The following is a 25834-nucleotide window of genomic DNA, read 5'->3' on the forward strand; positions in this document are numbered from 1 at the left end:
TTCTTTCCATTGCTAACGCAAAAATGGCTGTCTCTTTCTCATAACTCGCCACTTGGAGTCGCTAACAAGAATTGCACTGCACACAAAAAAAGAGCTAGGTTAAAAACCTAGCTCTTGTGGTTTATTTAGTGTCCACCATTTTTCTTAATGATGTCTTCTTGAATACTCTTTGGAGTTTTTTCATAATGATCAAAGGTCATCGTGAAAGTTCCTCGACCTTGGGTAGCTGAACGCAAAGTAGTTGCATAACCGAACATTTCAGCTAAAGGTACAAAGGCATTAATTAGTTGCGCATTCCCACGCTCTTCCATGCCTTCAATGCGACCACGTCGAGCAGTAACTTGACCCATGACATCACCCAGATAATCCTCAGGAGTTACAACTTCAACTTTCATGATGGGTTCTAAGATAACCGCACCCGCATCTTTAACAGCATTATGCAAAGCCATCGAAGCCGCAACTTTAAAGGCAGCTTCTGAAGAATCGACTTCATGATAAGAACCATCATAGAGTTTCGCCTTGATATCAATTAATGGATAACCGGCTAAAACACCATTAGCCATGGAATCTTTAAGACCTGCTTCAACTGAAGGAATATATTCTCGTGGAACTACCCCACCAACAATCGCATCTTCAAATTCGAAGCCCTTGCCTTCTTCATTCGGGGTAAATTCAATCCAAACATCACCATATTGACCTTTACCACCGGACTGCCGGACAAATTTACCTTCCGCTGAAGCCGTTTTGGTGAAGGTTTCGCGATAAGCAACTTGCGGTTCACCCACTTGAGCGTCTACTTTGAATTCACGTTTCATCCGGTCCACCATGATATCCAAATGCAATTCGCCCATGCCGGCAATTAAAGTTTCGCCAGTTTCCGGATTGGTTTCAGCTTGGAAAGTCGGATCTTCTTCCGCCAGCTTCTGTAAAGCAATATCTAACTTATCACGATCTTCCTTAGATTTCGGTTCAATGGAAACTTGAATTACGGGATCAGGAATTTCCATAGATTCCAAAATCAGCGGATGATCCGGATCAGTTAAAGAATCACCTGTTGTAGTATTCTTTAAGCCGATAGCCGCTGCAATATCTCCCGAAAAGACTTCCGGAATTTCTTTACGATGATTAGAGTGCATTTGTAATAAACGACCGACACGTTCCCGCTTGTCTTTTGTAGCGTTTAAAACATATGAGCCGGATTCCAAAGTTCCGGTATATACCCGCAAATAAGTTAACCGACCAACAAAAGGATCCGTAGCAATTTTGAAAGCCAAACCGGCAAAAGGTTTCGCATCGTCAGCTTTCAATTCCACTTCTTCACCTGTTGCCGGATCTGTAGCGTTATAAGGCTTAACGTCCAATGGTGACGGTAAATAATCAACCACCGCATCCATTAACATTTGCACGCCTTTGTTTTTGAAAGCTGAACCGGCTAAAACAGGGAATAATTCCAAGTCAATGGTTGCCTTCCGAATTGCTTGCCGAATTTCATCATTACTGATTTCCGTACCTTCCAGGTACTTGTCCATAATATCATCATCAACATCGGCTAATTCTTCAATCATTTGTGCCCGACGTTTTTGGGCTTCTTCTTTATAATCATCCGGTACATCTACTGTATCCCATTTGGAGCCTAATTCATCTTCATCGTATAAATCGGCCTTCATTTCAATGAGGTCAATCACACCTTCAAAAGAATCTTCCGCACCGATTGGCATTTGAATGGCTAACGGTTGAGCATCCAATCGATCCTTGATGGTTTGGACCGAATAGTCAAAGTCGGCACCAATCTTGTCCATTTTGTTAACAAAAACAATCCGTGGAACATGATAAGTCGTTGCTTGCCGCCAAACATTTTCTGTTTGCGGTTCTACACCTGATTGAGCATCCAAGACAGTGATCGCCCCATCTAAAACCCGCAATGAACGTTCCACTTCAATCGTGAAATCCACGTGTCCTGGAGTATCAATAATATTAATCCGGTGATCTTTCCATTGCGCAGTCGTGGCAGCCGAAGTAATCGTAATACCACGTTCTTGCTCTTGTTCCATCCAATCCATTTGGGAAGCACCATCGTGTGTTTCACCAATTTTATGAATTTTACCGGTGTAATACAAAATACGCTCAGTTGTTGTTGTTTTACCGGCATCAATGTGGGCCATGATTCCGATATTACGTGTTTTTTCTAAAGGAAATTCACGTTTATTAGCCATTAGATATTAGTACTCCTCTCAATCAATCGCTACTCTACCAACGATAATGGGCAAAGGCGCGGTTGGCATCAGCCATTTTATGGGTATCTTCACGTTTCTTAACCGCAGCCCCCGTATTGTTAGCAGCATCCATAATTTCGGCAGCTAAACGTTCATCCATCGTATGTTCGCCACGTAAACGCGCATAGTTTACTAGCCACCGAAGTCCTAAAGTTGTCCGCCGTTCTGGCCGTACTTCGATAGGTACCTGATAGTTAGAACCACCAATCCGGCGAGCCTTAACTTCCAACACTGGCATGACATTTTTCATAGCTTCATTAAAAACATCTACAGGATCATTGCCGGTTTTTTCTTTAATGATATCAAAAGCATCATATAAAATTGAAGATGCCTTTCCCCGCTTACCATCAACCATCAAATGATTAATTAAACGAGTAACTAGTTTTGAATTATAAATTGGGTCTGGCAAAACATCGCGTTTTGAGACGCTACCTTTTCTTGGCATGGATATCCTCCTTGAAATTTAGATAATTAACTCATCATTAATTATTTTTTCGGTTTTTTAGTACCGTATTTTGAGCGACCTTGCATCCGGCCGTCAACACCGGCGGTATCCAAAGCACCCCGAATAATATGATAACGTACCCCAGGCAGGTCCTTTACACGTCCCCCGCGAATTAACACAACACTATGTTCTTGCAAATTATGACCAATTCCAGGAATATAGGCAGTTACTTCAATTAAGTTCGATAACCGTACACGGGCATATTTCCGTAAAGCAGAGTTTGGCTTTTTCGGAGTCATGGTTCCGACACGCGTAGCAACTCCTCGTTTTTGCGGAGCCGGATTATCCGTCGCAATTTTTTTCATACTATTATAGCCAAAGTTCAATGCTGGTGAATCGGATTTGGAAGTTCTGGATTTACGACCATTACGTACCAATTGATTAATTGTTGGCATTAAAAAATTCCTCCTTGATTTTTAAGTACACACAGCCAGGTGGTTCTTTTTAATCTACAAAAAAACACCTGAACAGCTTGCCTCATAGACAACTTGCCACTAAAAAGCACAATTATCAGACTAGCATCCTCTTTCCTAAATGTCAATTACTTCTTGAATTTTTCTCACGAAATTTTATTTTTACGGGTAATTTGTTATTGAAAGGAGAACTAGATGTTGCTTTTGAATTTTCTATTAGGTTGCTGCGGAGCCTCTTTTGGTGCGGTGGTCACGAGTCGGCCGTTAGTCCAAGAATCCTTTATCCATGGCCGTTCCCATTGTGATTTTTGTCAACAAACTTTGCGCTGGTACCACGAAATACCGATTCTCAGCTATCTTTGGCTTCGTGGTAAATGTAGTTTTTGCCAACATCCCATCGCCCCCGGATTGTTTCTTGTAGAACTGGCCGGCGGATTTTGGGGACTGGAATGTACATGGCAACAAAGCTATCCACCGTATTTACTTTTACTGTTAGGTCTTAGTTTACTGAGTTGTGCATGGAGTGATTATTTAGCACTCTGTATCGATCCGCGGGTGCTTTTTCCTAGTATTGTTTGGACTTTAATTCAAGCCTTCCCTACGCCGACTGCTTGGCTGCTATGGAGTTTGCTGGCTCTCGTGCTACTAGGTTTTTACTATTTTTTCAAACCACGTTTGGGTTTCGGGGATATCGAAATTTTACTGGTGATCGCCTTGGCCCTGGGATTAAGTCCCACCTTGTATGTTACTGTCTTAGCCACTAGTTTAGCTTTACTTTATTTTGGCGTATGTAAGTTAAAGAGACAGCCACTACAGGCAGTCCCCTTCGTTCCATTTATTATGGCCGGCCTCGTATTGTACGTTGGCGGTTTAATTATTTTTGCTTCCAATACTGGTCTTTAAATTGGCGCCGGCCACCAGCTTCTTCTAATTCATAACGTAATGGATTTTTTTGATAAAATTGCTGATGTTCTGCTTCTGCCGGATAAAAAGGTTGTGCGGGTTCAATGGTCGTCACAATTGGTTGTGTAAATCGCCCGCTAGCTGCTAATTTGGCCTTGGATTGTTCAGCGATTTTTCGTTGATAATCATTTTTAACAAAGATGACTGGGCGATAATTATCACCCCGATCTTGAAATTGACCCATAGCATCAGTTGGATCAGTTTGCTGCCAATAGATTTCCACTAAGTCGGAATAAGAAATGACTTCCGGATCAAACGTGATTTTCACTGCCTCAGTATGCCCCGTTTGATGACTAGCGACTTGTTGATAAGTGGGATTGGCCACATGACCGCCAGTATATCCGGAAACTACTTGCTTGATACCTGGCATTTGATCAAAAGGTTCGACCATACACCAAAAACAACCACCAGCAAAAATTGCCGTTTCTTCCATTACCCAACCTCCCTTTCAAAGAATTGTCTTTATCATACCATAATTACCCCCCAAAAAGAGCCAGCGGACCTTGGAGAATCTACATTCATTTATTAATAAAGTTCGTTAATATTATTTATTTGAGGTTGTTTTCCAATTAAATGCGTGATAATCTGGTTCATGGACGAACAATATTTATAAAAAACTATTTAAAGTTTGTTTTTGGAGGAATAAACATGCAAAAGTTGAGTAAAGTGATTCTCACAGTAACGGCCATTTTTACCTTGTCTGGATGTAGTCAACAAAATAATTCGCAAAGTCAAAAAAAACCTTTAGTTTTGGAATTTGTCCCATCAAACAACAACAGCGACTTAAAAACAGAAACTCACAGTTTTTCCAAGTATTTATCCAAAAAATTACATCGCACCGTTAAGATTCACCTCAGTACCGATCGCACCAATATTGTCGAAGCTATGCAGTCCAAAAAAATAGATATTGGGATCATGCCGCCCGCATCTTTTGTTCAAGCTCAACAAAATAAATCGGCCGTTGGTCTCTTAACAGCTCAACGCCTAGCATACAATCCACAAACCGAAAAACTAGAAAAACACTTAGCTGACGGTTATAAAGCAGAAGTTATCGCTAAGACAGATAGTAAAATTAATAAATTAAGTGATCTCAAAAATCGAAAAATTGCCACCCTTGATGCTAATTCCGCGAGTGGTTACATTTATCCTGCTGTAGAACTCAAAAAACTAGGTATTAATTTGGAAAAGGACAACAAAACCATTGTAGTAAACGATATTCCGAGTGAAATTACTGCCGTATTGAATAATCAAGTAGATGCCGCTTTTGTTTTCCAAGGAGCTCGTCAAGTTTTTAACGGTAAAGTAGGTAACAGCGATTTATATAAAAGTTTAAAAGTTGTGGCCTTATCCAAAGCCAACATTCCCAATGATGTGATTGCTGTCAAGACTCAAATGGATCCGAAGTTACAAAAACAAGTTAAGCGGGTTTTCCAACAAATGCCTCACGATCCTGCTGGTAAAAAAGCTATGAAATTGTGGAATCATAACGGTTATGCTTCCTTTAAAAATTCCGATTTTCAAACCATGGCTTCCTATATCAAGCAAGCCAAGAGCATTAAACAATGAGCCTAGTTATTATTGAAGCAACGACTGATTTGCATGGTTCTTTGACCAATGATGCGATAAACCAAACGAATCCCCTCATTTCTTATTTACATCAAACGCCGGCAGCTGACACGCTCAGAATTGATAATGGTGATTTTTTTACCGGTAGTGCATTAGCCAGTTTTTACAATTTAACAGCCGCTGGCCGCCCCATGGTCGAGTTAGCTAACGCTTGTCACTTTGATGTCATGATTCCCGGCAATCATGATCTCGAATGGGGAATTAAACACTTGCAAGACCTAACCGCTCAATTGCAAGCAGACTATGTTTGTGCCAATCTCACGGACCTTGCTGGTAATTTGTTATTCCAGCCGTATACTATTAAACAAAAAGGAACTGTTAAAATTGGCGTGATTGGGCTGATCACTAGTTTTTTAAGTCAGATTTTAGATTTCCAATTTACCCAACAGTTACATATTTTAGATGTCAGCGAAGCTCTGCAAAAGTATCTCCCAGAACTTCGGGATCAAGCTGATTATGTAATTGTGGCTTACCATGGCGGTTTAGAATGTGATCCGGCTACGGGGCGGATTACGGAATATAACACCGGCGAAGATCAAGCCTATCACTTGATGCACCAGTTTGGATCGCAAATTGATGGTTTGATTTGTGGTCATCAACATTGGTTGAACAGCGGCTATTGCGGCCCGGTGCCGTTTCTCCAGCCCGGTGCTCATGGTCAAGCCTTAGGAACCTTTCAGTTAACCACTCGGCTACAGCAACCGCAAATCATAAACAGTACTGCATTACCAGTGACGCCCAGTTTTACCGTACCCCAATATGATGCTTATCTGGCATGGCTGAAAACCTCATTTAATGAGAGTATCTGGCAAAACTTCTTAAAAACTTATTATGCAGCTGATTTTTATCAAGTTTATTTAACAGCTGCTAAGTGGCAAAATTTAGTGATGGACTTCGATCCCATATACGCCCTTAAAAAATATCAATTTTCCATTGACCAAGGGCACCAGCTGTTTCCTCAATTACAACTGCAGTCTCCTCAAAAAGTGATAACGGTACTCTCTAATCGCTCAGATCTGCCTTTTGATCGCTGTATCCAACAATATGTTGTCAACTTACTGGATCGTATGAGCTACTTTACCCAGCAACAAGCAGCGAATTCTTAATAAAAAACGTTCTCGCCAGCGGGAACGTTTTTTTAGTCTGCTTATTCTTATAACCTCTAAGCCAATATTTAGTGGGCTAATAATTGATGACTAATATTTTTGGTGGTTTTTTCGGTTAGATCCGCTTTTAAAGTAAATTTCGTCAACGTAGGGCAATCTTCCGGCTGCACGAAGAGTGTTCTTTGAGAAACATCATAACCGGACCAATAGCCTGTATAATCAAATTCTGCACTTTGCGTAGTTTCATGTTCAATGCCCTTAGGAACTGCCACCGCTTTAAAAACATTAAATAGCTGACTGATACCTTGATCGCGTTTAAATGGTTGCAAAAATTTTGAAAGAAAAGTAGCCCGCACAAAGCGCGACGGAGCCGTGTAATCTCCCGGTAATCCTAATAAGCCTGAACCACTTTCAATTTGCTTAATCTTCAATTGCGGCGTTAATTGATTGTAACCCAAGTTATGATTAGTTAATTGGACATAATTCCGAAGATTATCTAAATGCCAAGGATATTCCGGACTATTGGTCATTACTCCAATCCCGTCATAAATTTTGAAAGCTCCATTTCTCACCGGCTCTAAAATTAAACTCCGACCTTGAGTATCAAAAAATGTGTAATGCATCGGTATAGGGGTAGTAACCCCGGTATCTGCTTGTTCCCAATCTGGATAAGGGACATATATTTGCCCTAAATGTTGAAAAGCTGTTTTAATTTCTGCTAAACTGCCAAAATTGCTTAAAACATAAGCGACCACTTCTTCACCGATAATCGGCTGCAGTTGGCGTTGTTGCAGACTCTTTTTATCTGACCAAGTAGCTTCTTCTAAAAATTGAGCATCACCAACAATCCCGGCACTATTAATCCCATCATTGAAAAAAAGTGAATCATTGACACTTACACCTGCAAAAGCATATTTGGTGGTCCAATTTTGTTGTAAACCTTGTAGTTCGTAATTTTGTGGGTACGCGATGATTTTACTATCCGCACTGGGTTTAAAAGGATCAAACGGAAAATCCATTGTTCTACCCCAAAAAAGATCCTGATTATCCGCTTGTATTGCAATGCTGGTGCACATTGAAATCATCCTCCTTAAAGAATATTTTATTTATATTGTATCATTTTTACGAAATAAGTTTTTTTTACATACAAATTAATCTAATTTTTATAATAGCTGAAGGATAGATTACCTTTTTGAATGTTGGTAGTGCTTCGACAATGCCGACCGTAAAATGCGCCAGCAACTAATATTTCAGTGTCACCTAAGAACTCGTCTGCGAGCTATTTAAGCCATTTTGAAGTAAATTTCCTTTAGAACCTATTAATTCTCTAAAAAAGTAGGACGTTTCTTAAAATATATTATCAGAATGAACATAGAAAACCTTTTTTCAGCCCACAAAAAAAGACTTCAGCTCAAGGCTCAAGTCTTTTGGCATTAAATTTAATTTTCTGATTGGGTAACTGCTGGAGCAACTTTTTTGGGACGCATATGACGATATTTTGCCATGCCGGTTCCCGCAGGAATTAATTTTCCAATCATCACATTTTCTTTCAGACCGACTAATGGATCATTTTTACCTCGAATTGAAGCATCCGTCAAGACCCGTGTAGTTTCTTGGAAAGAAGCCGCCGATAAGAAACTATTGGTTTCTAAGGAAGCTTTGGTAATTCCTAATAACACTGGTGCTCCCGTAGCCGGTAGTTGTCCTGAAATCAAAGCTTCTTTATTTTCATCCGTAAAATCACCAATATCTAATAAAGAGCCTGGTAGGATATTCGTATCACCTGGATCAAGGACGCGAATCTTGCGCAACATCTTGCGTACCATAACTTCGATGTGTTTGTCACTGATATCGACACCTTGCATCCGATAAACTTTTTGAACTTCTGTTAACAGATAATTTTCAGTTGTCTTCACGTCTGTGACTTTAATTAATTGTTTAGGATCAATTGAACCAGCTGTCAACTTGCCACCACGAGCGATGGTATCACCTTCAGCTACAGCCACACTAGCGGTATAAGGAACACTATACGTGCGCGTATCAGTCTTTCCTTCAACCGTAATTTCACGGGTATGCTCGGCTGGATTTTCATCAATTGTAGTCACTGTACCGTCAACTTCAGAAATATAAGCCAACCCTTTAGGATTACGGGCTTCAAAAATTTCTTCCACACGAGGTAATCCTTGGGTGATATCTTCACCGCCGGCCACACCACCGGTATGGAAATTCCGCATAGTTAACTGCGTGCCGGGTTCACCAATGGACTGCGCTGCCACTACACCCACAGCTTCACCTACTTCGACTTCTTCGCCTGTAGCCAAGTTGCGACCATAACATTTTTGGCAGACACCATGGCGCGTGTTGCAGGTGAAGGCAGTTCGAATGTTCACCGTCGTCACTCCAGCGGCAATGATTTGATTAGCTAAATCTTCATCAATTAATACATTACGTGCTGCCAACTCGGCACCTGTTTGGGGATCAAAGACTGCTTTTTGTGTAAAGCGTCCTACCAATCGATCATAGAGAGGCTCAATCACTTCGTTACCGTCTTTAATAGCAGAGACTTCCATACCACGGTCAGTGCCGCAATCTTCTTCGCGCACAATGACATCTTGGGCCACATCAACCAAGCGCCGGGTCAAATAACCGGAGTTCGCTGTCTTTAAGGCGGTATCAGTCATTCCCTTACGAGCACCGTGAGTGGACATGAACATTTCCATAACGGATAAGCCTTCACGGAAATTAGAAGTAACCGGAATTTCCATCATGCCGCCATTAGGTGCGGCCATTAAGCCCCGCATTCCTGCCAATTGAGTAAAGTTGGAAATATTCCCCCGGGCTCCGGAATCGGACATCATTGAAATTGGGTTTTTCGGATCAAAACTATCTACTAATTGTTGTTGGATTTCATCCTTGGCATCATTCCAAATACTAATAACCCGATTATGACGTTCTTCATCAGTAATTAAGCCCCGGCGAAATTGCTTGGAAACTGTCGCCACTTGTTTATGAGCTTGATCCACAATGGCTTGTTTATCATATAATTGCGGTACATCGGAGACTCCGACGGTCAACCCGGATAAAGTACATGCCGTATAGCCTAGCTCTTTAATATCATCCAACAATTCGGAAGTCCGTTGAACGCGATATAATTTAAAGACTTGAGCAATAATATCACTCAAATAACCCTTTTTGAAAGGATCCGTTAGCGGCATATCACGTAGACGTTGGTGAACATCTTCACCCGCTTTAAGGAAATACTTTTCGGGAACCCCGTCCACTAAATTAGTTTCCGATGGTTCGTTAAGGAAAGGCATCCCGGCCGGTAAAATTCGATTAAAGATTACCTTACCGACACTAGTCAACATAATGCGATCACGCTGATCATCAGCAAAAGCAAAAGAGGTTAAAGTCTTGGTCGATAAACCAATCCGTGTGTGCCAATGCACTACTCCGTTTTGATAAGCCAATTCGACTTCATCCATATCTTTAAAGATCATACCTTCGCCTTCACGGCCACGCTCTTCTAACGTGAGGTAGTAGTTACCTAAAACTACATCTTGTGATGGAGTAACAATTGGTTTCCCATCTTTAGGCGCCAAAATATGGTGCGCAGCTAACATTAACATGCGGGCTTCGGCTTGTGCTTCATCAGATAAAGGAACGTGGACCGCCATTTGATCCCCGTCAAAATCAGCATTATAAGCTTCACAAGCTAAAGGATGCAAACGAATCGATTTCCCATCTACCAAAACGGGTTCAAAAGCTTGAATACCTAAACGGTGCAACGTTGGGGCCCGATTTAACAGTACTGGCCGTTCTTTGATCACGTCTTCTAAAACATCCCAAACCGCATCATCTTGGCGTTCAATCTTGCGTTTAGCGTTCTTGATATTAGATGCTAATTCCCGCTCTACTAATTCATGCATCACAAAAGGTTTAAATAGTTCTAAAGCCATCTCGCGAGGTAGGCCGCATTGATAGAATTTCAAAGTCGGACCAACATCAATTACCGAACGTCCGGAGTAATCCACCCGTTTTCCTAACAGATTTTGCCGGAAACGTCCTTGCTTACCTTTAAGCATATGCGACAAAGACTTCAAAGGACGATTGCCGGGCCCGGTTACTGGACGACCACGACGACCGTTGTCAATTAAAGCATCAACCGCTTCTTGCAGCATCCGTTTTTCGTTTTGCACAATAATATTGGGAGCATTTAAATCTAACAAGCGCTTCAAACGATTATTACGATTAATTACCCGGCGATATAAATCATTTAAATCAGAAGTGGCAAAGCGGCCTCCTTCTAATTGGACCATGGGCCGCAAATCTGGCGGAATGACTGGAATACAATCCATCACCATCCATTCAGGACGATTGCCGGAATCTTTAAAAGCATTTAGAATATCTAAGCGCCGAATTGCACGTGTCCGTTTTTGACCGGTAGCAGATTTTAAAACGGCTTTCAGCTGGTCTACTTCTTTATCCAAATCGACCGCTTGTAATAATTCTTTGACACCTTCAGCGCCCATTTTGGCCTCGAAAGCATCACCGTATTGCTGACGTTTTTCTCGATATTCAGTCTCAGTTAAGAGCTGTTTATCTTCTAGATCCGTATTGCCGGCTTTAATAACAACATAGGCAGCGAAATAAATAATCTCTTCAAGTGCGCGAGGACTCATATCTAAAACCAAACCCATCCGACTCGGAATGCCTTTAAAATACCAAATGTGTGTCACTGGAGCAGCTAACTCAATGTGGCCCATTCGTTCCCGCCGAACTTTCGATTTAGTAACTTCTACACCGCAGCGATCACAAACAATTCCTTTATACCGAATTCGCTTGTATTTGCCACAGGCACATTCCCAATCTTTCGTAGGGCCAAAAATCCGTTCATCAAAGAGACCATCACGTTCCGGTTTTAGAGTACGATAATTAATAGTTTCCGGCTTTTTTACTTCCCCATAAGACCAACTACGAATCTTATCGGGAGAAGCCAGTCCAATCTGCATACTCTCAAACTTATTGACATCTATCAATTGACAACCTCCCCTTATTGATCCTGATCACTATCATCAACATTTAAACTATTAATTTTGTCCATTAATCCTTTGGTGGCTGATGGATTATCTGCTTGCTTTTGGGCCTGTTCTTGAAGTTGTTTTTGCTCTTGTTCTTCGGCCAAACGGGATAATGCATCAACATTATGACTGGTAGCATCTTCATCCATATCTTTCAAGTCCAATTCTTGATGTTCATGATCCAAAATCTTCATGTCTAGACCTAAAGATTCCAGTTCTTTAATCAAAACGCGGAAAGATTCTGGCACACCCGGCTTTGGAATGGTTTCTCCTTTGACAATGGCTTCATAAGTGTTTACGCGCCCTGTAACATCATCGGATTTATACGTGAGAATTTCTTGGAGGGTATAAGCTGCACCATAAGCTTCTAAAGCCCAAACTTCCATTTCACCGAAACGCTGGCCACCAAACTGAGCTTTCCCACCTAGTGGCTGCTGAGTTACTAAGGAATAAGGTCCAATAGAACGGGCATGAATCTTGTCATCGACCATATGTGCCAGTTTCATATAATACATAACACCTACGGCTACTCGATTATGGAACGGCTCACCCGTACGACCATCATACAAGACGGTCTTGGCATCAGACGCCATATTAGCCTCTTTGACTGCCGACCATAAGTCATCATCACTCGCCCCATCAAATACTGGTGTCGCAATATGGACCCCAAGATTACGCGCAGCCATTCCTAAATGCAATTCCAAAACTTGTCCGATATTCATTCGAGAAGGCACGCCCATCGGATTTAACAAAATATCGATTGGGGTTCCATCCGGCATATAAGGCATATCTTCTTCCGGGACCACAATGGATACCGTTCCTTTGTTTCCATGACGACCGGCCATTTTATCGCCCACTTGAATCTTCCGCTTTTGAGCAATATAGACCCGCACCATCGTATTCACGCCTGGACTTAATTCATCACCGGCTTCACGTGTGAAAACTTTGACATCTTGAATAATGCCGCCGCCGCCATGAGGTACGCGTAACGAAGTGTCTCGTACTTCCCGAGCTTTTTCGCCAAAAATAGCATGCAAGAGGCGCTCTTCGGAAGACAATTCCGTCATCCCTTTGGGAGTAACTTTGCCCACCAAAATATCGCCATCACGAACTTCGGCACCAATCCGGACAATTCCTGTTTCATCTAAATCTTTCAGGGCATCATCACCCACGTTTGGAATTTCCCGGGTAATTTCTTCGGGTCCCAGTTTAGTATCACGCGCTTCAGATTCGTATTCTTCAATATGAATCGAGGTATAAACGTCATCTTTCACCAAGCGTTCCGATAGAACTACGGCATCTTCGTAGTTATACATATTCCAAGTCATAAAGGCAATTAAAGGATTTTGGCCTAAAGCTAATTCACCTTTTTGCATGGCTGGACCATCAGCAATAATTTCACCTTGATCTACTTGATCGCCACGTTTGACAATCGGCCGCTGATTATAACATTTACCGGCATTGGAACGCCGATACTTCATTAAGTGGTAGTTATCTAGGGTACCATCAGCACGCTGCACTTTAATCAATTTGGCATCCACATATTGAACGGTGCCCGGATCATGGGCTAACAGGGCTGTCCCAGAATCGTGAGCTGCGACATATTCCATACTAGTACCAACTAAAGGCGCATGGGGCTGTAGTAAAGGAACCGCCTGCCGCTGCATGTTTGCTCCCATTAAGGCCCGGTTGGAATCGTCATTTTCCAAGAAGGGAATACATGAAGTAGCCACGGACACAACTTGTTTAGGTGACACATCCATATAATCGATTCTATCAGCTGTCGTTTCGATATTATCATCTTTGTGCCGGGCTAAAATGCGCTCTTCGGCAAACGAACCATCTTTATTTAAAGGTGTGTTGGCTTGAGCCACAACATAATTATCTTCTTCATCAGCTGTTAAATAATCAATTTTATCAGTTACTTTATGCGTGTCCCAAGACACCCGGCGATAAGGGGTTTCAATAAAACCATATTTATTAACTACACCATAAGTGGCTAAATTATTAATCAAACCAATGTTAGGACCTTCAGGTGTTTCGATCGGGCACATCCGACCATAGTGCGTATAATGAACATCCCGCACAGCATAACCGGCACGATCCCGCGTTAAACCACCTGGCCCTAAGGCTGACAACCGCCGTTTATGCGTTAATTCTCCTAAAGGATTATTTTGGTCCATGAATTGGGATAATTGCGAAGAACCAAAAAATTCTTTAATAGCCGCCACTACCGGTCGAATATTGATTAATTGTTGGGGCGTCACGGTGGCAGTATCTTGAATCGACATCCGTTCCCGTACCACACGTTCCATTCGTGACAAACCTAGACGAAATTGGTTTTGCAGTAATTCACCCACCGAACGAATTCTACGATTGCCTAAATGATCAATATCATCAGTGGAACCAATGCCTTCTTGCAAATTAAAGAAATAATTGATTTCTGCTAAAATATCTGCAGGTGTAATATGCTTAACTTTTTCATCAATATTATCATTACCGATGAGATTAACGACCTTATCTTCATCTTCTTGTGAGTAAACTTTGATAATCTGTAATTTAACCGGATCAGTCAAAACACCTTCTGCATCCGGTTGGAAAGTTACGGCCTTAAAATCAGGATTCTTTAAATAAGGTGACAATTTAGTTAAAGCAGCCCGATCTAATTTGGTATCTTTGTTTAAAATAACTTCCCCTGTTTCGGGATCTGCTAAAGTCTCCGCCAAAGTTAAATTGCGTAGTCGAGTTTTCAGATTTAATTTTTTGTTAACTTTGTAGCGCCCGACCGGTGCGGTGTCGTAGCGTTTCGGATCAAAGAAACGGGCATATAAGAGCGAACGGGAGCTTTCAGCTGTTTTGGGTTCACCTGGGCGGAGTCGTTCATAAATATCTTTAAGTGCTTCGTCTACTCGCGAATCAGTTGTATCCTTATGAACATCTTTTTCCAAAGTTAAATTCAAAGAATCACTGTTTTCACCTAAAATATCTAAAATCTCGCTGTCAGAACCAAAACCTAAAGCCCGCACCAATTCAGTAATCGGTAATTTCCGGGTTCGATCAATGCGTACATAGGTGATATTTTTCGCATCATTTTCAAATTCTAACCAAGCACCACGATTCGGAATGACGGTCGTTCCATAAATAATCCGGCCATTCTTATCCGGTTCCGCTGTATAATAAACACCCGGCGAACGGACTAATTGCGAAACAATGACCCGTTCTGCACCATTAATAATGAAAGTGCCCTGTTGTGTCATGAGGGGAAAATCACCAAAGAATACATCCTGGGTTTTGATTTCGCCACTTTCATGATTAGTTAGGCGTAAAGTCACGTGTAACGGCGCTGAATAATTGGCATCATGATCTCGGGCTTCTTCAACGGTATATTTGGGCTTCAGCAATTTATAGTCCACATAATCCAATGATAACGTGCCCGCAAAATCATCAATAGGCATGATATCTTGGAACATTTCTTTGAGGCCTTCATCTAAAAACCAATTATAAGAGTTAGTCTGAATGTCAATTAAATTAGGGAGCGGCATTACTTCTTTAATTCGCGCATAACTGCGCCGTGTTCGATGTTTACCGTAATTGACATTATGATAACGAACTTTTTCTTCCGTCAAATTGTTCACCCTTTCGAAAAATCTAAGCGTCGTCAATAATATTACAATTATGTTACAAATTATTAATTAGCGCATTCAAAGCAAAAAAAAACCAAAAATAGTACCAACACTATTTTTGCTTTTTTATAATTCAACCCGGACAATATTTCGGGAGAATACGTACTTGACTCTACGCTAATCAGTCTTTATTACAATATTACAATTTAAAGAATTTGTCAAGAGTTAAACTGGCACCGAGGAAGTCTGTTTGACTTTGAACTTCAATTGGCCATGGTTCACGCCTACACTTAAAGTATCACCAGCTTGTACTTGATGTGCTAACAATAAATCACTAATCGGATCTTCAATTTCCGTTTGAATAGTCCGCTGCAATGGTCGTGCCCCAAACTGAGGATTAAAGCCCTTCACAGCCAATACGTCTAATGCTTTGGCCGTGAGCCGTAATTTGATTTTTTGAGCTTGTAGTCGTTGTTCTAACTGAGCTATCATAATTTTAATAATTTGATGTAAATCTTTTTGTGTCAGCTCATGGAAAATCAAAAGATCATCAACCCGATTTAGAAATTCCGGCCGGAAAAATTGACGGGCTTCCTCTAAAATCCGGGTTTTCATAGCTTGATAATCATGTAAAGCAGAAACTTTACCAAAGCCCACATTATGCTCATCGCGCAGTGCCGTAGCACCCAAATTCGAAGTCATAATAATAATCGTATTCCTAAAATCTACCCGTCGACCTTTAGCATCCGTCAGATAACCTTCATCCAAAACTTGTAATAATAAATTAAAAACATCTGGATGAGCTTTTTCCACTTCATCTAATAAAACTACTGAATAAGGATGATTGCGGACTTGCTCGGTTAACTGGCCGCCTTCTTCATAACCAACATATCCGGGAGCGGATCCGACTAAGCGGGAAGTATTAAATTTTTCCATATATTCGGACATATCAATTCGAATCATATTAGATTCAGCCCCAAACATTGTGGCAGCTAAGGCCTTGGCCAGCTCGGTCTTACCGACGCCTGTTGGTCCTAAGAAAATGAACGCGCCAATTGGTCGTTTGGGATCTTTTAAGCCACTGCGCGAACGACGAATCGCTTTAGCAATCGTAGTAATCGCCTCGTCTTGACCAATGACACGACGATGTAAGTCCTTTTCCAAATGCAATAACCGCTGTCCTTCTTTGACGGTCATTTTTTCCAGAGGGACTCCTGTCCATTGCGCCACTACCGCAGCAATATCATCGGGATTGACTTGTACTTTTTGTTGCTGTTTTTGACGGGCACTTTTCAGCGCTTGTTGTTGCAATTGTTTTTGTAAATCCATTTCTTGTTGATGATAATGAGCGGCTTGCTCAAAATTTTGCTCCTGCAAAGCCTGATCCCGTTGTTGGACCACTTGATTGTATTGTTCTTCAAGAGTTGTTAATTTCGCATAAGAACTTTTTTGAACTTGGCGAATATGAACGCGGGCACTAGCTTCATCAATTAAATCAATCGCTTTATCCGGCAAATAACGACTAGGTAAATAGCGCTGTGATAAGTGAATGGCAGCCTTTAAAGCGGCATCACTAATTTGCACATGATGATGTCCTTCATACTCGGGCCGCAGTCCTTTTAAAATAGCATAACTATCTGCTTGATTAGGTTCATTAACTAAAACTTTAGCAAAACGACGCGCAAAAGCTGCATCTTTTTCAATGTACTTTTGATATTCGTCTAAAGTAGTAGCCCCAATCATTTGAATTTCACCACGGGATAAAGCCGGTTTTAAAATATTAGAGGCGTCGATGGCCCCTTCTGCGCCCCCAGCTCCAATTAAAGTATGCAATTCATCAATAAACAAGATGATATTTTTATCATGATAAATTTCATTAATGATCTTTTTTAATCGATCTTCAAATTCACCCCGATACTTAGTCCCTGCTACTAACGAGCCCACATCCAGCATCATAATCCGCTTGGACCAGAGTTCTTCTGGTACTTCACCTGCGATAACTCGTTGCGCTAATCCTTCGACAATCGCGGTTTTACCCACACCGGGTTCACCAATAAATACAGGATTATTTTTAGTGCGGCGACATAAAATTTGAATAGCACGGGTAATCTCGACATCACGACCAATAACCGGGTCAATAAGTTTTTGCCGAGCCATGGCTGTCAGATCCCGGGCTAATGAATCTAGGGTTGGAGTCGTACTTTCCCGTTTTTTGCTGCCATGAGTAGAATTAGCAGTTTTATTTTTCGGATTGATTCCCATTTTTTGAAGCAATAACTTGCGTGTCTTAACAATGCTTAAACCTAAATTAACTAAAATTCGATCTGCCAAAATGGTTTGATCACGTAGCAGAGCTAATAAAATGTGGCTGGTGCCCACTTGCGGTGCTTCTAATAATTGTGCTTGATTGGTAGCTTGTTCTAGAACCTGACTAGCTCGCGGTGAGTATGGTAAATAACGAACTTTACGGGCTGATTGATCATCGGGGCCGTAGCCAGTTAAAGCTTCGATCTCGTCATGAATGTCCACTGCACTGACAGCTTGGTCAGTAATAGTCTTAGCCGCTACACCAGAGCCTTCACTTACTAAACCATACAATAAATGTTCCGTTCCAACTTCATGATGCCGTAATTTTTTAGCTAATCGTTGCGCCAAATGTAAGGCTTCTTTTGCGCTCGGGGTAAATAGTTCGTTCATAACAGCCCTTCTTTCTTAACCAACTACATTTCTGAGGTAGTAGTATATCATAATAACACTTTTGCACAAAAAATCTGCTTAATAAAAAAGATCAGCCCGCAGCTAATCTTAGCACAAATTTTGAACAAAAAAATCGGGAAAACAAGATTCGAACTTGCGACCTCTACGTCCCGAACGTAGCGCTCTACCAAGCTGAGCTATTTCCCGAAAACTACAAAAGCGGAAGACGGGATTCGAACCCGCGACCCCCACCATGGCAAGGTGATGTTCTACCACTGAACTACTTCCGCAAAAACTACCAATATCCAAACTAAAACTTAATGCACCCAGTAGGAGTCGAACCTACAACCTTCTGATTCGTAGTCAGACACTCTATCCAATTGCGCTATGGGTGCTAATTATAATGCCGAGGACCGGAATCGAACCGGTACGGTAATCACTTACCGCAGGATTTTAAGTCCTGTGCGTCTGCCAGTTCCGCCACCCCGGCAAAATAATAAAAGCGGAAGACGGGATTCGAACCCGCGACCCCCACCATGGCAAGGTGATGTTCTACCACTGAACTACTTCCGCATGTAGTTTTAATGCAGCTATCATGATTCCATGACAGTTAATGAGTCGCGTGGGGATCGAACCCACGACCCACGGCTTAAAAGGCCGTTGCTCTACCAGCTGAGCTAGCGACTCAACAATCGTCAGTTCTGAACTTAACGACTGTATTATTATAGCAACTTAACTATTAAAAATCAACCAGCAATTAATTGATCGCTAATCTTCCGGCCGCAAGGTTGGGAATAAAATGACATCTCGAATTGATGCTGCATCAGTTAATAACATAACTAGTCGATCAATCCCAATGCCTAAACCACCGGTTGGAGGCATTCCGTATTCCAAAGCCTCAACAAAGTCTTCATCAATAGCTTCCGCTTCATCATTTCCGGCCGCACGTTCTGCCATCTGAGCTTCAAAACGTTGTCGTTGATCGATAGGATCATTTAATTCCGTAAAAGCATTGGCATATTCGTTCCCTAAAATAAACAATTCAAACCGATCAGTGAAGCGCGGATCTTGCTCATTTTTCCGGGCCAAAGGGGAAATTTCAATCGGATGACCATAAACAAAAGTAGGTTCTTCAATTTGATCTTCTACAAATTCTTCAAAAAACGCATTGATGATATGCCCGACTTGCCAATAATCTTCATAATGTACTTGGTGTTCATCCGCCAGTTGACGCGCTTTTGCGACGGACATTTTCGGCCAGAAGTCTACACCGGTTTGCTGTTTAATAGCATCCACCATGTGTATGCGCCGGAATGGTTGACTGAGATCAACAGCATGGCCTTGGTAAGTAATTTGTTGAGTTCCTAAAGCTTCTTGTGCCGCAAACTGAAAGACACCTTCCGTTTCATCCATGACATCTTCAAAATTAAAATACGCGGCATAACTCTCTAATTCCGTAAATTCCGGATTGTGCTTGGTATCGATGCCCTCATTACGAAAAACACGACCAATTTCGTAAACCCGTTCCATTCCTCCAACAATTAGTCGTTTTAAATGTAGTTCCAAAGCAATTCGCAAATATAAATCAATATCTAAAGCATTATGATGGGTAATAAAAGGCCGGGCTGCCGCTCCTCCCGCTTGACTGTGTAACACTGGAGTTTCTACTTCAATAAAACCATTATGATCAAAATATTTTCGAATGGCTGAAATAATTTTAGAGCGTTTTAGAAAGCGCTGGAAACTGTCATCATTAGTGATTAAATCTAAATAGCGCTGACGATAAATTTGCTCCACATTGGTTAAGCCGTGATACTTATCCGGTAAAGGCCTTAAGGATTTGGTTAATAGGGTCAAATGATCTGCGCGCACCGTTAGTTCTCCCATATCCGTTTTCATGACGGTCCCTTCAATACCGAACCAATCGCCTAAATCGGCCTGCTTAAAAAGACGATAATTTTCTTCTCCTACCACATCTCTACGAACATATATTTGAATTCGGCCGGTGCGATCTTTAATATCTGCAAAACCTACTTTACCTTTGCCGCGTTTAGACATCATGCGTCCAGCAATCGTTACTGTTTGCGCTGCTGCTGCCACATCGTCCTTATTGCTGGCATCATAATGATCATGTAACATTTGTGCCGTCGTATCCGGCTCATATCGATGTCCAAATGGATTAATGCCTTGTTCACGCAAATTTTGCATTTTTTGACGACGTACGTCCATTTGATTTTTTAATTCTGAATTATGTTTGTTGTTCTTTGCCATCTTAGTTTAGACCCCTCTCGCTGTTTTCTTGAGCTGCCGCTCACTTACCTGTTGTACAAACTGATCCAGCAAATCATCTACCGCTTGTTTGGTAGTAACTTCATTAATTGCCGCTTTCGTTCGTGCTGAGCGCGGGATACCTTTTAAATAGTAAGCCGCTTGTTGGCGAAACTCCGGCACCCCAATTTTTTCCCCTTTAAGTTCTACTAAGCGCGCTAATTCTGCTTTAGCCACTTTGACCTTTTGCTGTGGCGTCGGTTCTGCCAACAATTCTCCTGTTTGCAAATAAGTGTTCATTGCCTGCAGAACCCAAGGATTGCCAATAGCCGCCCGAGCTACCATTACGGCATCCGCACCTACTTCTTCAATCATCTTCTTAGCATCTTGAGGAGTTCTAATATCACCATTACCAATAAAAGGAATAGAAACTTGTTGAGCAACTTGGTGTAATAATTCCCAATCTGCATGGCCGGTATACATCTGTGCCCGCGTGCGTCCGTGCATGGCAATCGCCGCAGCACCACCTGCTTGCGCCGCCAAGGCACACTCGACAGCGGTAATATGATCTTGATCCCAACCGGTTCGCAGTTTGACCGTGATCGGTTTATCAACGACTGCGGTAGCTGATCGAAGCAAATCATATATTTTATCAGGTTCTAACAACCAACTAGAACCAGCTCCAGTCTTTGCTACTTTTTTGACGGGACAGCCCATATTAATATCGATAATATCTGCCGCCGTATTTTCTGCGACATATTGAATCGCCGGCACTAAAGTTTCTTTACTACTACCAAATAATTGAATACTGATGGGGTGCTCATTTGGATTCACATACAACATATCCAGGGTCTTTTGATTATGATACAAAATCCCGCGATCACTGATCATCTCGCAAACTACTAACCCAGCGCCAAATTCTTTTGCCGTAATCCGAAAGGCATAATTGGAAATACCGGCCATCGGTGCTACAACTACTTGATTAGGAATAGTGACGTTTCCTATTTTCCACTCCATAAATTCTTCCTCTTTAATAAAATCTACTCTTTTGTATCATAGCAAAAGACGAATAACTCTGGCAATTATTTTCGGAGGAAATCCCCTTCTGGTCCAGATTAATTACGGATTGTGCTAATTATCCGTGACTAGCGCTAAAAAAACATCGTCCACTCAGACGATGCTTCTTCAAATAATTAAACTTTAATCTTCTTGCCGTGGTGAATCGTCATCTGCTGATCCTTTATCGGTTGACTGGCCTTGATTTTCGGAAGGAAACTCCGGTTCACTAGAAGTTCCATGCTGCTCTTCTTTAGCCTGTTTAGCTTCATCACGTAATTGAGCAGCTTTTTTGGCTTCTTCAAAAGTTGAGGCCTTTTCAGAAGGAAACTCATCTTCATTAGTTTCTGGCATTTCGCCTGTATTATATAAACTCAAAATTTGTTTTTCATCCAAAGTTTCATATTTCAATAAAGCTTCTGCAATGGCTTTATGCTGGGCCCGATGGCCTTGGATAATCTCAACAGCTTGCTGATGGGCCTGATCTAAAATCTTACGCACTTCTTCATCAATGGCCGTCGCAGTTTCTTGAGAATAATTAGGTTGACCGTAAGCACCTACGGGAGCACCACCTTTTTCCAGCTGCACCATCCCCAATTTCTCAGACATCCCATACTCTGTTACCATTGCCCGGGCAATTTGGGTAGCTTGCTCAAAGTCGTTGGAAGCACCCGAAGATTGGCTGCCAAAGATAATTTCTTCAGCCGTTCGACCACCCATTAAGCCCGCCACCTGTTCCATCAAATCTTTTTTGGTCAACAGGTTTTGGTCTTCCTTAGGCAGCATTATAGCGTAACCACCGGCACGGCCCCGCGGAATAATTGTCACCTTGCGTACTACTCGTGAATCACTTAAAACTACGCCGATGATTGCATGTCCGGCTTCATGATAGGCAACCATTTGCCGTTCATCCGGTGAAATCACCCGATCACGCTTGGCGGGACCAGCAATCACGCGATCTTCAGCTTCATCAACATCTGCCGCATCAATTTTTTTCTTATTTCTCTCGGCCGCAACTAAAGCTGCTTCATTTAAGACATTCTCTAAATCTGCCCCCACAAAACCAGGTGTTTGTTGGGCAACCACTTTTAAATCCACATCATCAGCAAATGGTTTATTCTTAGCATGAACCTTTAAAATGGCTTCGCGACCTTTAACATCCGGCTGTCCCACAAGGATTTTACGATCGAAACGTCCTGGACGTAATAAAGCCGGATCTAAGACATCAGAACGGTTCGTGGCAGCCATGACAATAATGCCTTCTTTACCAGTAAAACCATCCATTTCCACTAACAATTGATTTAAGGTTTGTTCGCGTTCATCGTTGCCGCCACCTGTTTTGCCATTACCACGTTGCCGACCAATGGCATCAATTTCATCAATAAAGATAATCGCAGGCGCATTTTTTTTGGCATTCGCAAACAAATCTCTGACCCGCGAAGCTCCGACGCCGACAAACATTTCCACAAAATCTGAACCGGAAATGGAATAAAATGGCACTTTAGCTTCACCAGCGACAGCTCGGGCTAATAAAGTCTTCCCTGTTCCGGGAGGTCCTTCTAAAAGCACTCCTGAGGGAATCCGCGCTCCTAAAGCTAAATACTTGCGGGGATCCTTTAAAAAATCCACAACTTCTACTAATTCTTGTTTTTCTTCTTCAGCACCCGCAACATCCGAAAAACGAACCTTGTTTTTCTTGGGATCCACTGGTTTGGTTTGAGACTTGCCAAAACTCATAATTTTGCCAGCACCACCGCCGCCTTGGCCTGCTTGACTCATCATAGAGTACATTAAGAAAAAGATTAATAACAAAGGTAAAATAGAAATTGCTAAATTAACCCAAACCCCATTTTGAGATTCTTCGTGCGCATTCATTCGCGTACCGGTAGCCTGGGCGGCATCACTAATTTGTTTTAAGGAAGAATTATTGGGTAGAATCGTAGCATTAAATTGTTTAGATTGATTAATGGGACTTGCTGATCTTGAAAAAAGAGCTAAATTATTATTACTGTCAGTGCCTTTACTACTTTGTTTCTCGGCCTTTTTATAGGTTCCAGTAACTTTGTAAACGCCGTTTGATGGTTGTATTGCAAAATTTTTAACTTTCTTAGCCTTTAGCTTAGAAACAAATTCGCTGGAGGTCAGATTTTGGACAGGTGCCGAACCTCTCCCTCCAACAAACCAACTCGTTGCTAAGATTAAAAGGATAAAAATAACAATATAAAACAGACTATTATTGCGTAGTCCATTTCGATTATTTTTCAATCTGTTTTCCTCCAACACTCATAACTTGATACCTATGTTATCACAATCAGATAGTTGCATCTACATGTAAACTTCAGGTTTTAAAATTCCAATATAGGGTAAATTACGGTATTTATCCTGGTAGTCCATGCCATAGCCGACAATGAATTCATCCGGACAACTCAACCCGATATAATCAGCTTTTACAGCCTGATGACGATGTACCGGTTTGTCAATTAAGGAAACAATTTTCATCGAGCGGGCTTGCCGCGTAGCAAATAATTTCATTAATTCATATAAAGTATTGCCCGTATCCACTACATCTTCCACAAATAAAACATCGCGATCTTTAACCGATAAATCTAAATCTTTTAAAATCCGTACTTCTCCTGAAGACTTGGTTGACCCACCATAACTAGAAACATCCATAAAGTCAATGTCAATAGCCTCAGGAATTTCGCGCATTAAGTCCGTTAAAAAAACAATTGCACCTTTGAGTATACATACAAAAAGCGGTTCTTTACCAGCATAGTCTTGCGCTATTTGTCGCCCAAGCCGCCGGTTAGCAGCAGCAATGGTCTCGGCGGTAAACAATACTTCTTGAATATCTTCATTTAGATTCATCAATTATTCCTCTCCCATTTGACTTCGAATAAAAATTTTTTAGACGGTGTTTGATAACGATAAACTTGAGGAATCCAGACAATCTCCTGATCAAAGAGTATCAACCAAAGTTGATCCCGCTGCCATTGAGGAATTTTCAGATTAATTAACCGCGCTTTCAATTTTTGATGTTGGCCGTTTAGCAATCGTACCTGATCCCCGGGCTGGCGATGACGTAAAACAATCCTACGGGGCCAATGATCATAGTAAAAAGTCTTTGGTGATTTTTGAATGGACTGTTTTATTGTAAACTTTTGACCATCATTTGCAAGAACCTGTTGGTCAATTTGCAGCAAATATTGCTCGGTGCTCGGACTTGTTGATGTCGCTGATCGCAGTAAGAATAAGTAGCGATAGCTCTTTTGTAATTGCCAATCTCCTGTTAATTTTAGCAAACCGTTGGCTTTGGGAAATAATTGTTGCACGGCGGCTAATTGGCGACCTGTCAGTTCAACTTGAATTAAATCATGGACCAAATATTGAACCAATAAACTTAATTGTACCGGCTCGCCAGTTAATAAATCTTGTAAATCCAACTGCCAGCCCTGTAAAACCCTAGTCAATCGGGGAGCTATCAAAGTTTGAAAATACTGTTGCAGTAAATTCTGCACGCTAATCTGTTGTTGTGAAAACTGTTGTAGATGTTCATGAAGCCGGGGATTTTCACGTTGTAATTGTGGTAAAACATAGTGGCGTAGTCGATTACGCCAAGTAATATCTTGAAAATTAGATTCATCCACGGCGTAACTGAGATGTTGGCGGTGCAAATAGTCCTGTAACTCTTTTTTCGTAAAATTTAATAATGGGCGCACTAATTGTCCCACTTTCCACGTTTGACAAGGGACAATGCCTTGAACCGTCCAGAAACTACCACTACGGATTAATTTCATCAAAATTGTTTCCGCTTGATCATCAGCTTGATGTGCGGTAGCTAACTTCGTTAACTGATTTTTTTGCATGATTTGTTGAAAAAAATTGTAGCGAAATTGCCGGGCTTGAGCTTCCATGCTTGTTACAGATGTTGCATGCTGCCATCGAGTTGTCCAAAACGGTATTTGTCGTTGTTGACAAAATTGCCGAACAGCTGCAACTTCTTGACTACTGATGCTGCGCAAGGCAAAATCCACCGTGGCTACAAATAACTTGGGCCGCATAGAGTCCGGCAAATGAAGTAATAAATTCAATAAAGCCATGGAATCACTACCACCTGAAACCGCAACTAATAAGCGATCCTCTGGTTTCAGGTAAGCAGTTTGGTGCATAATTTGCATAAATTTAATTTCAGTTGGATCTGTCATAGTTAATAAAAAAGTTCG

At 41.6% G+C, this 25834-nt stretch carries 16 protein-coding genes and 6 tRNA genes; 3 read left to right on the forward strand and 19 right to left on the reverse strand.

Translation table 11 applies throughout. The annotated features are described in order from the left end of the window. Window positions 1-125: 125 nt before the first annotated feature. From fusA to rpsL, 3 genes are read right to left on the reverse strand one after another with little or no spacing between them, the layout of a single operon-like run. The gene (gene fusA, locus JG30_RS06445) at window positions 126-2213 is read right to left on the reverse strand and encodes an elongation factor G (RefSeq protein WP_046317410.1); all 2088 of its coding nucleotides are present in this window, start codon (window positions 2211-2213) and stop codon (window positions 126-128) included. A 34-nt stretch (window positions 2214-2247) separates the two neighbouring features. Next, complete coding sequence (gene rpsG, locus JG30_RS06450; protein ID WP_046317413.1) at window positions 2248-2718, reverse strand: 30S ribosomal protein S7; 471 nt, start codon at window positions 2716-2718, stop codon at window positions 2248-2250. A gap of 41 nt (window positions 2719-2759) precedes the next feature. After that, window positions 2760-3173 carry a 30S ribosomal protein S12 gene (gene rpsL, locus JG30_RS06455; protein ID WP_046317415.1) on the reverse strand — a complete coding sequence of 138 codons (414 nt, stop codon included), beginning with the start codon at window positions 3171-3173 and terminating at the stop codon, window positions 2760-2762. 213 nt (window positions 3174-3386) lie between these two features. On the opposite strand from rpsL, the gene JG30_RS08685 reads away from it, so the two are divergent. After that, window positions 3387-4094, forward strand: coding sequence for a prepilin peptidase (locus JG30_RS08685; protein WP_052725252.1), 708 nt, complete (start codon window positions 3387-3389; stop codon window positions 4092-4094). On the opposite strand, the gene msrA is transcribed toward JG30_RS08685, so the two are convergent. Next, complete coding sequence (gene msrA / locus JG30_RS06465) at window positions 4066-4587, reverse strand: peptide-methionine (S)-S-oxide reductase MsrA (RefSeq protein ID WP_046317417.1); 522 nt, start codon at window positions 4585-4587, stop codon at window positions 4066-4068. The genes JG30_RS08685 and msrA overlap by 29 nt on opposite strands. Before the next feature lie 215 nt (window positions 4588-4802). Between msrA and JG30_RS06470 the strand changes: the two genes are divergently transcribed. Then, window positions 4803-5720 (forward strand): phosphate/phosphite/phosphonate ABC transporter substrate-binding protein, encoded by a 918-nt coding sequence (locus JG30_RS06470; RefSeq protein ID WP_046317419.1) that lies wholly within the window; start codon window positions 4803-4805, stop codon window positions 5718-5720. Continuing rightward, window positions 5717-6886 (forward strand): metallophosphoesterase, encoded by a 1170-nt coding sequence (locus JG30_RS06475; protein ID WP_052725253.1) that lies wholly within the window; start codon window positions 5717-5719, stop codon window positions 6884-6886. Before JG30_RS06470 ends, JG30_RS06475 begins: the two co-directional genes overlap by 4 nt. A gap of 68 nt (window positions 6887-6954) precedes the next feature. On the opposite strand, the gene JG30_RS06480 is transcribed toward JG30_RS06475, so the two are convergent. The 15 genes from JG30_RS06480 to tilS all read right to left on the reverse strand — a co-directional run bounded on the left by JG30_RS06480 (window position 6955) and on the right by tilS (window position 25816). Next, on the reverse strand, window positions 6955-7962 hold the full coding sequence (locus JG30_RS06480; RefSeq protein WP_046317421.1) for a linear amide C-N hydrolase: 1008 nt from the start codon (window positions 7960-7962) through the stop codon (window positions 6955-6957). A gap of 363 nt (window positions 7963-8325) precedes the next feature. Further along, window positions 8326-11925 carry a DNA-directed RNA polymerase subunit beta' gene (rpoC, locus tag JG30_RS06485; protein ID WP_046317423.1) on the reverse strand — a complete coding sequence of 1200 codons (3600 nt, stop codon included), beginning with the start codon at window positions 11923-11925 and terminating at the stop codon, window positions 8326-8328. Between the two features lie 14 nt (window positions 11926-11939). Further along, window positions 11940-15593, reverse strand: a complete 3654-nt coding sequence (gene rpoB / locus JG30_RS06490; RefSeq protein WP_143443915.1) for a DNA-directed RNA polymerase subunit beta — start codon at window positions 15591-15593, stop codon at window positions 11940-11942. A gap of 222 nt (window positions 15594-15815) precedes the next feature. Beyond that, complete coding sequence (locus JG30_RS06495; protein WP_046317425.1) at window positions 15816-18287, reverse strand: ATP-dependent Clp protease ATP-binding subunit; 2472 nt, start codon at window positions 18285-18287, stop codon at window positions 15816-15818. A gap of 133 nt (window positions 18288-18420) precedes the next feature. Beyond that, window positions 18421-18494: transfer RNA gene (locus JG30_RS06500), tRNA-Pro, on the reverse strand. An 11-nt stretch (window positions 18495-18505) separates the two neighbouring features. Continuing rightward, window positions 18506-18577, reverse strand: a tRNA-Gly gene (locus JG30_RS06505). Window positions 18578-18608: 31 nt separating this feature from the next. Continuing rightward, a tRNA-Arg gene (locus JG30_RS06510) sits at window positions 18609-18682 on the reverse strand. Between the two features lie 9 nt (window positions 18683-18691). Continuing rightward, window positions 18692-18777: transfer RNA gene (locus JG30_RS06515), tRNA-Leu, on the reverse strand. Window positions 18778-18788: 11 nt separating this feature from the next. Then, window positions 18789-18860, reverse strand: a tRNA-Gly gene (locus tag JG30_RS06520). 41 nt (window positions 18861-18901) lie between these two features. Then, window positions 18902-18974 (reverse strand) — tRNA-Lys (locus tag JG30_RS06525). An 81-nt stretch (window positions 18975-19055) separates the two neighbouring features. Next, entirely contained in the window at window positions 19056-20558 is a 1503-nt protein-coding gene (gene lysS / locus JG30_RS08960) for a lysine--tRNA ligase (protein WP_046317427.1), read from the reverse strand. A gap of 6 nt (window positions 20559-20564) precedes the next feature. Then, complete coding sequence (gene dusB / locus JG30_RS08965) at window positions 20565-21572, reverse strand: tRNA dihydrouridine synthase DusB (RefSeq protein WP_046317429.1); 1008 nt, start codon at window positions 21570-21572, stop codon at window positions 20565-20567. A 183-nt stretch (window positions 21573-21755) separates the two neighbouring features. After that, on the reverse strand, window positions 21756-23876 hold the full coding sequence (gene ftsH / locus JG30_RS06540; protein ID WP_046317431.1) for an ATP-dependent zinc metalloprotease FtsH: 2121 nt from the start codon (window positions 23874-23876) through the stop codon (window positions 21756-21758). 60 nt (window positions 23877-23936) lie between these two features. Next, complete coding sequence (gene hpt / locus JG30_RS06545; RefSeq protein WP_046317434.1) at window positions 23937-24479, reverse strand: hypoxanthine phosphoribosyltransferase; 543 nt, start codon at window positions 24477-24479, stop codon at window positions 23937-23939. Further along, window positions 24479-25816: a tRNA lysidine(34) synthetase TilS gene (gene tilS, locus JG30_RS06550; protein WP_046317435.1), complete on the reverse strand. Its 1338-nt coding sequence runs from the start codon at window positions 25814-25816 to the stop codon at window positions 24479-24481. The genes hpt and tilS overlap by 1 nt, the downstream gene beginning before the upstream one ends. Window positions 25817-25834 lie beyond the last annotated feature (18 nt).

Source organism: Bombilactobacillus mellifer (assembly GCF_000970795.1).
GTDB lineage: Bacteria > Bacillota > Bacilli > Lactobacillales > Lactobacillaceae > Bombilactobacillus > Bombilactobacillus mellifer.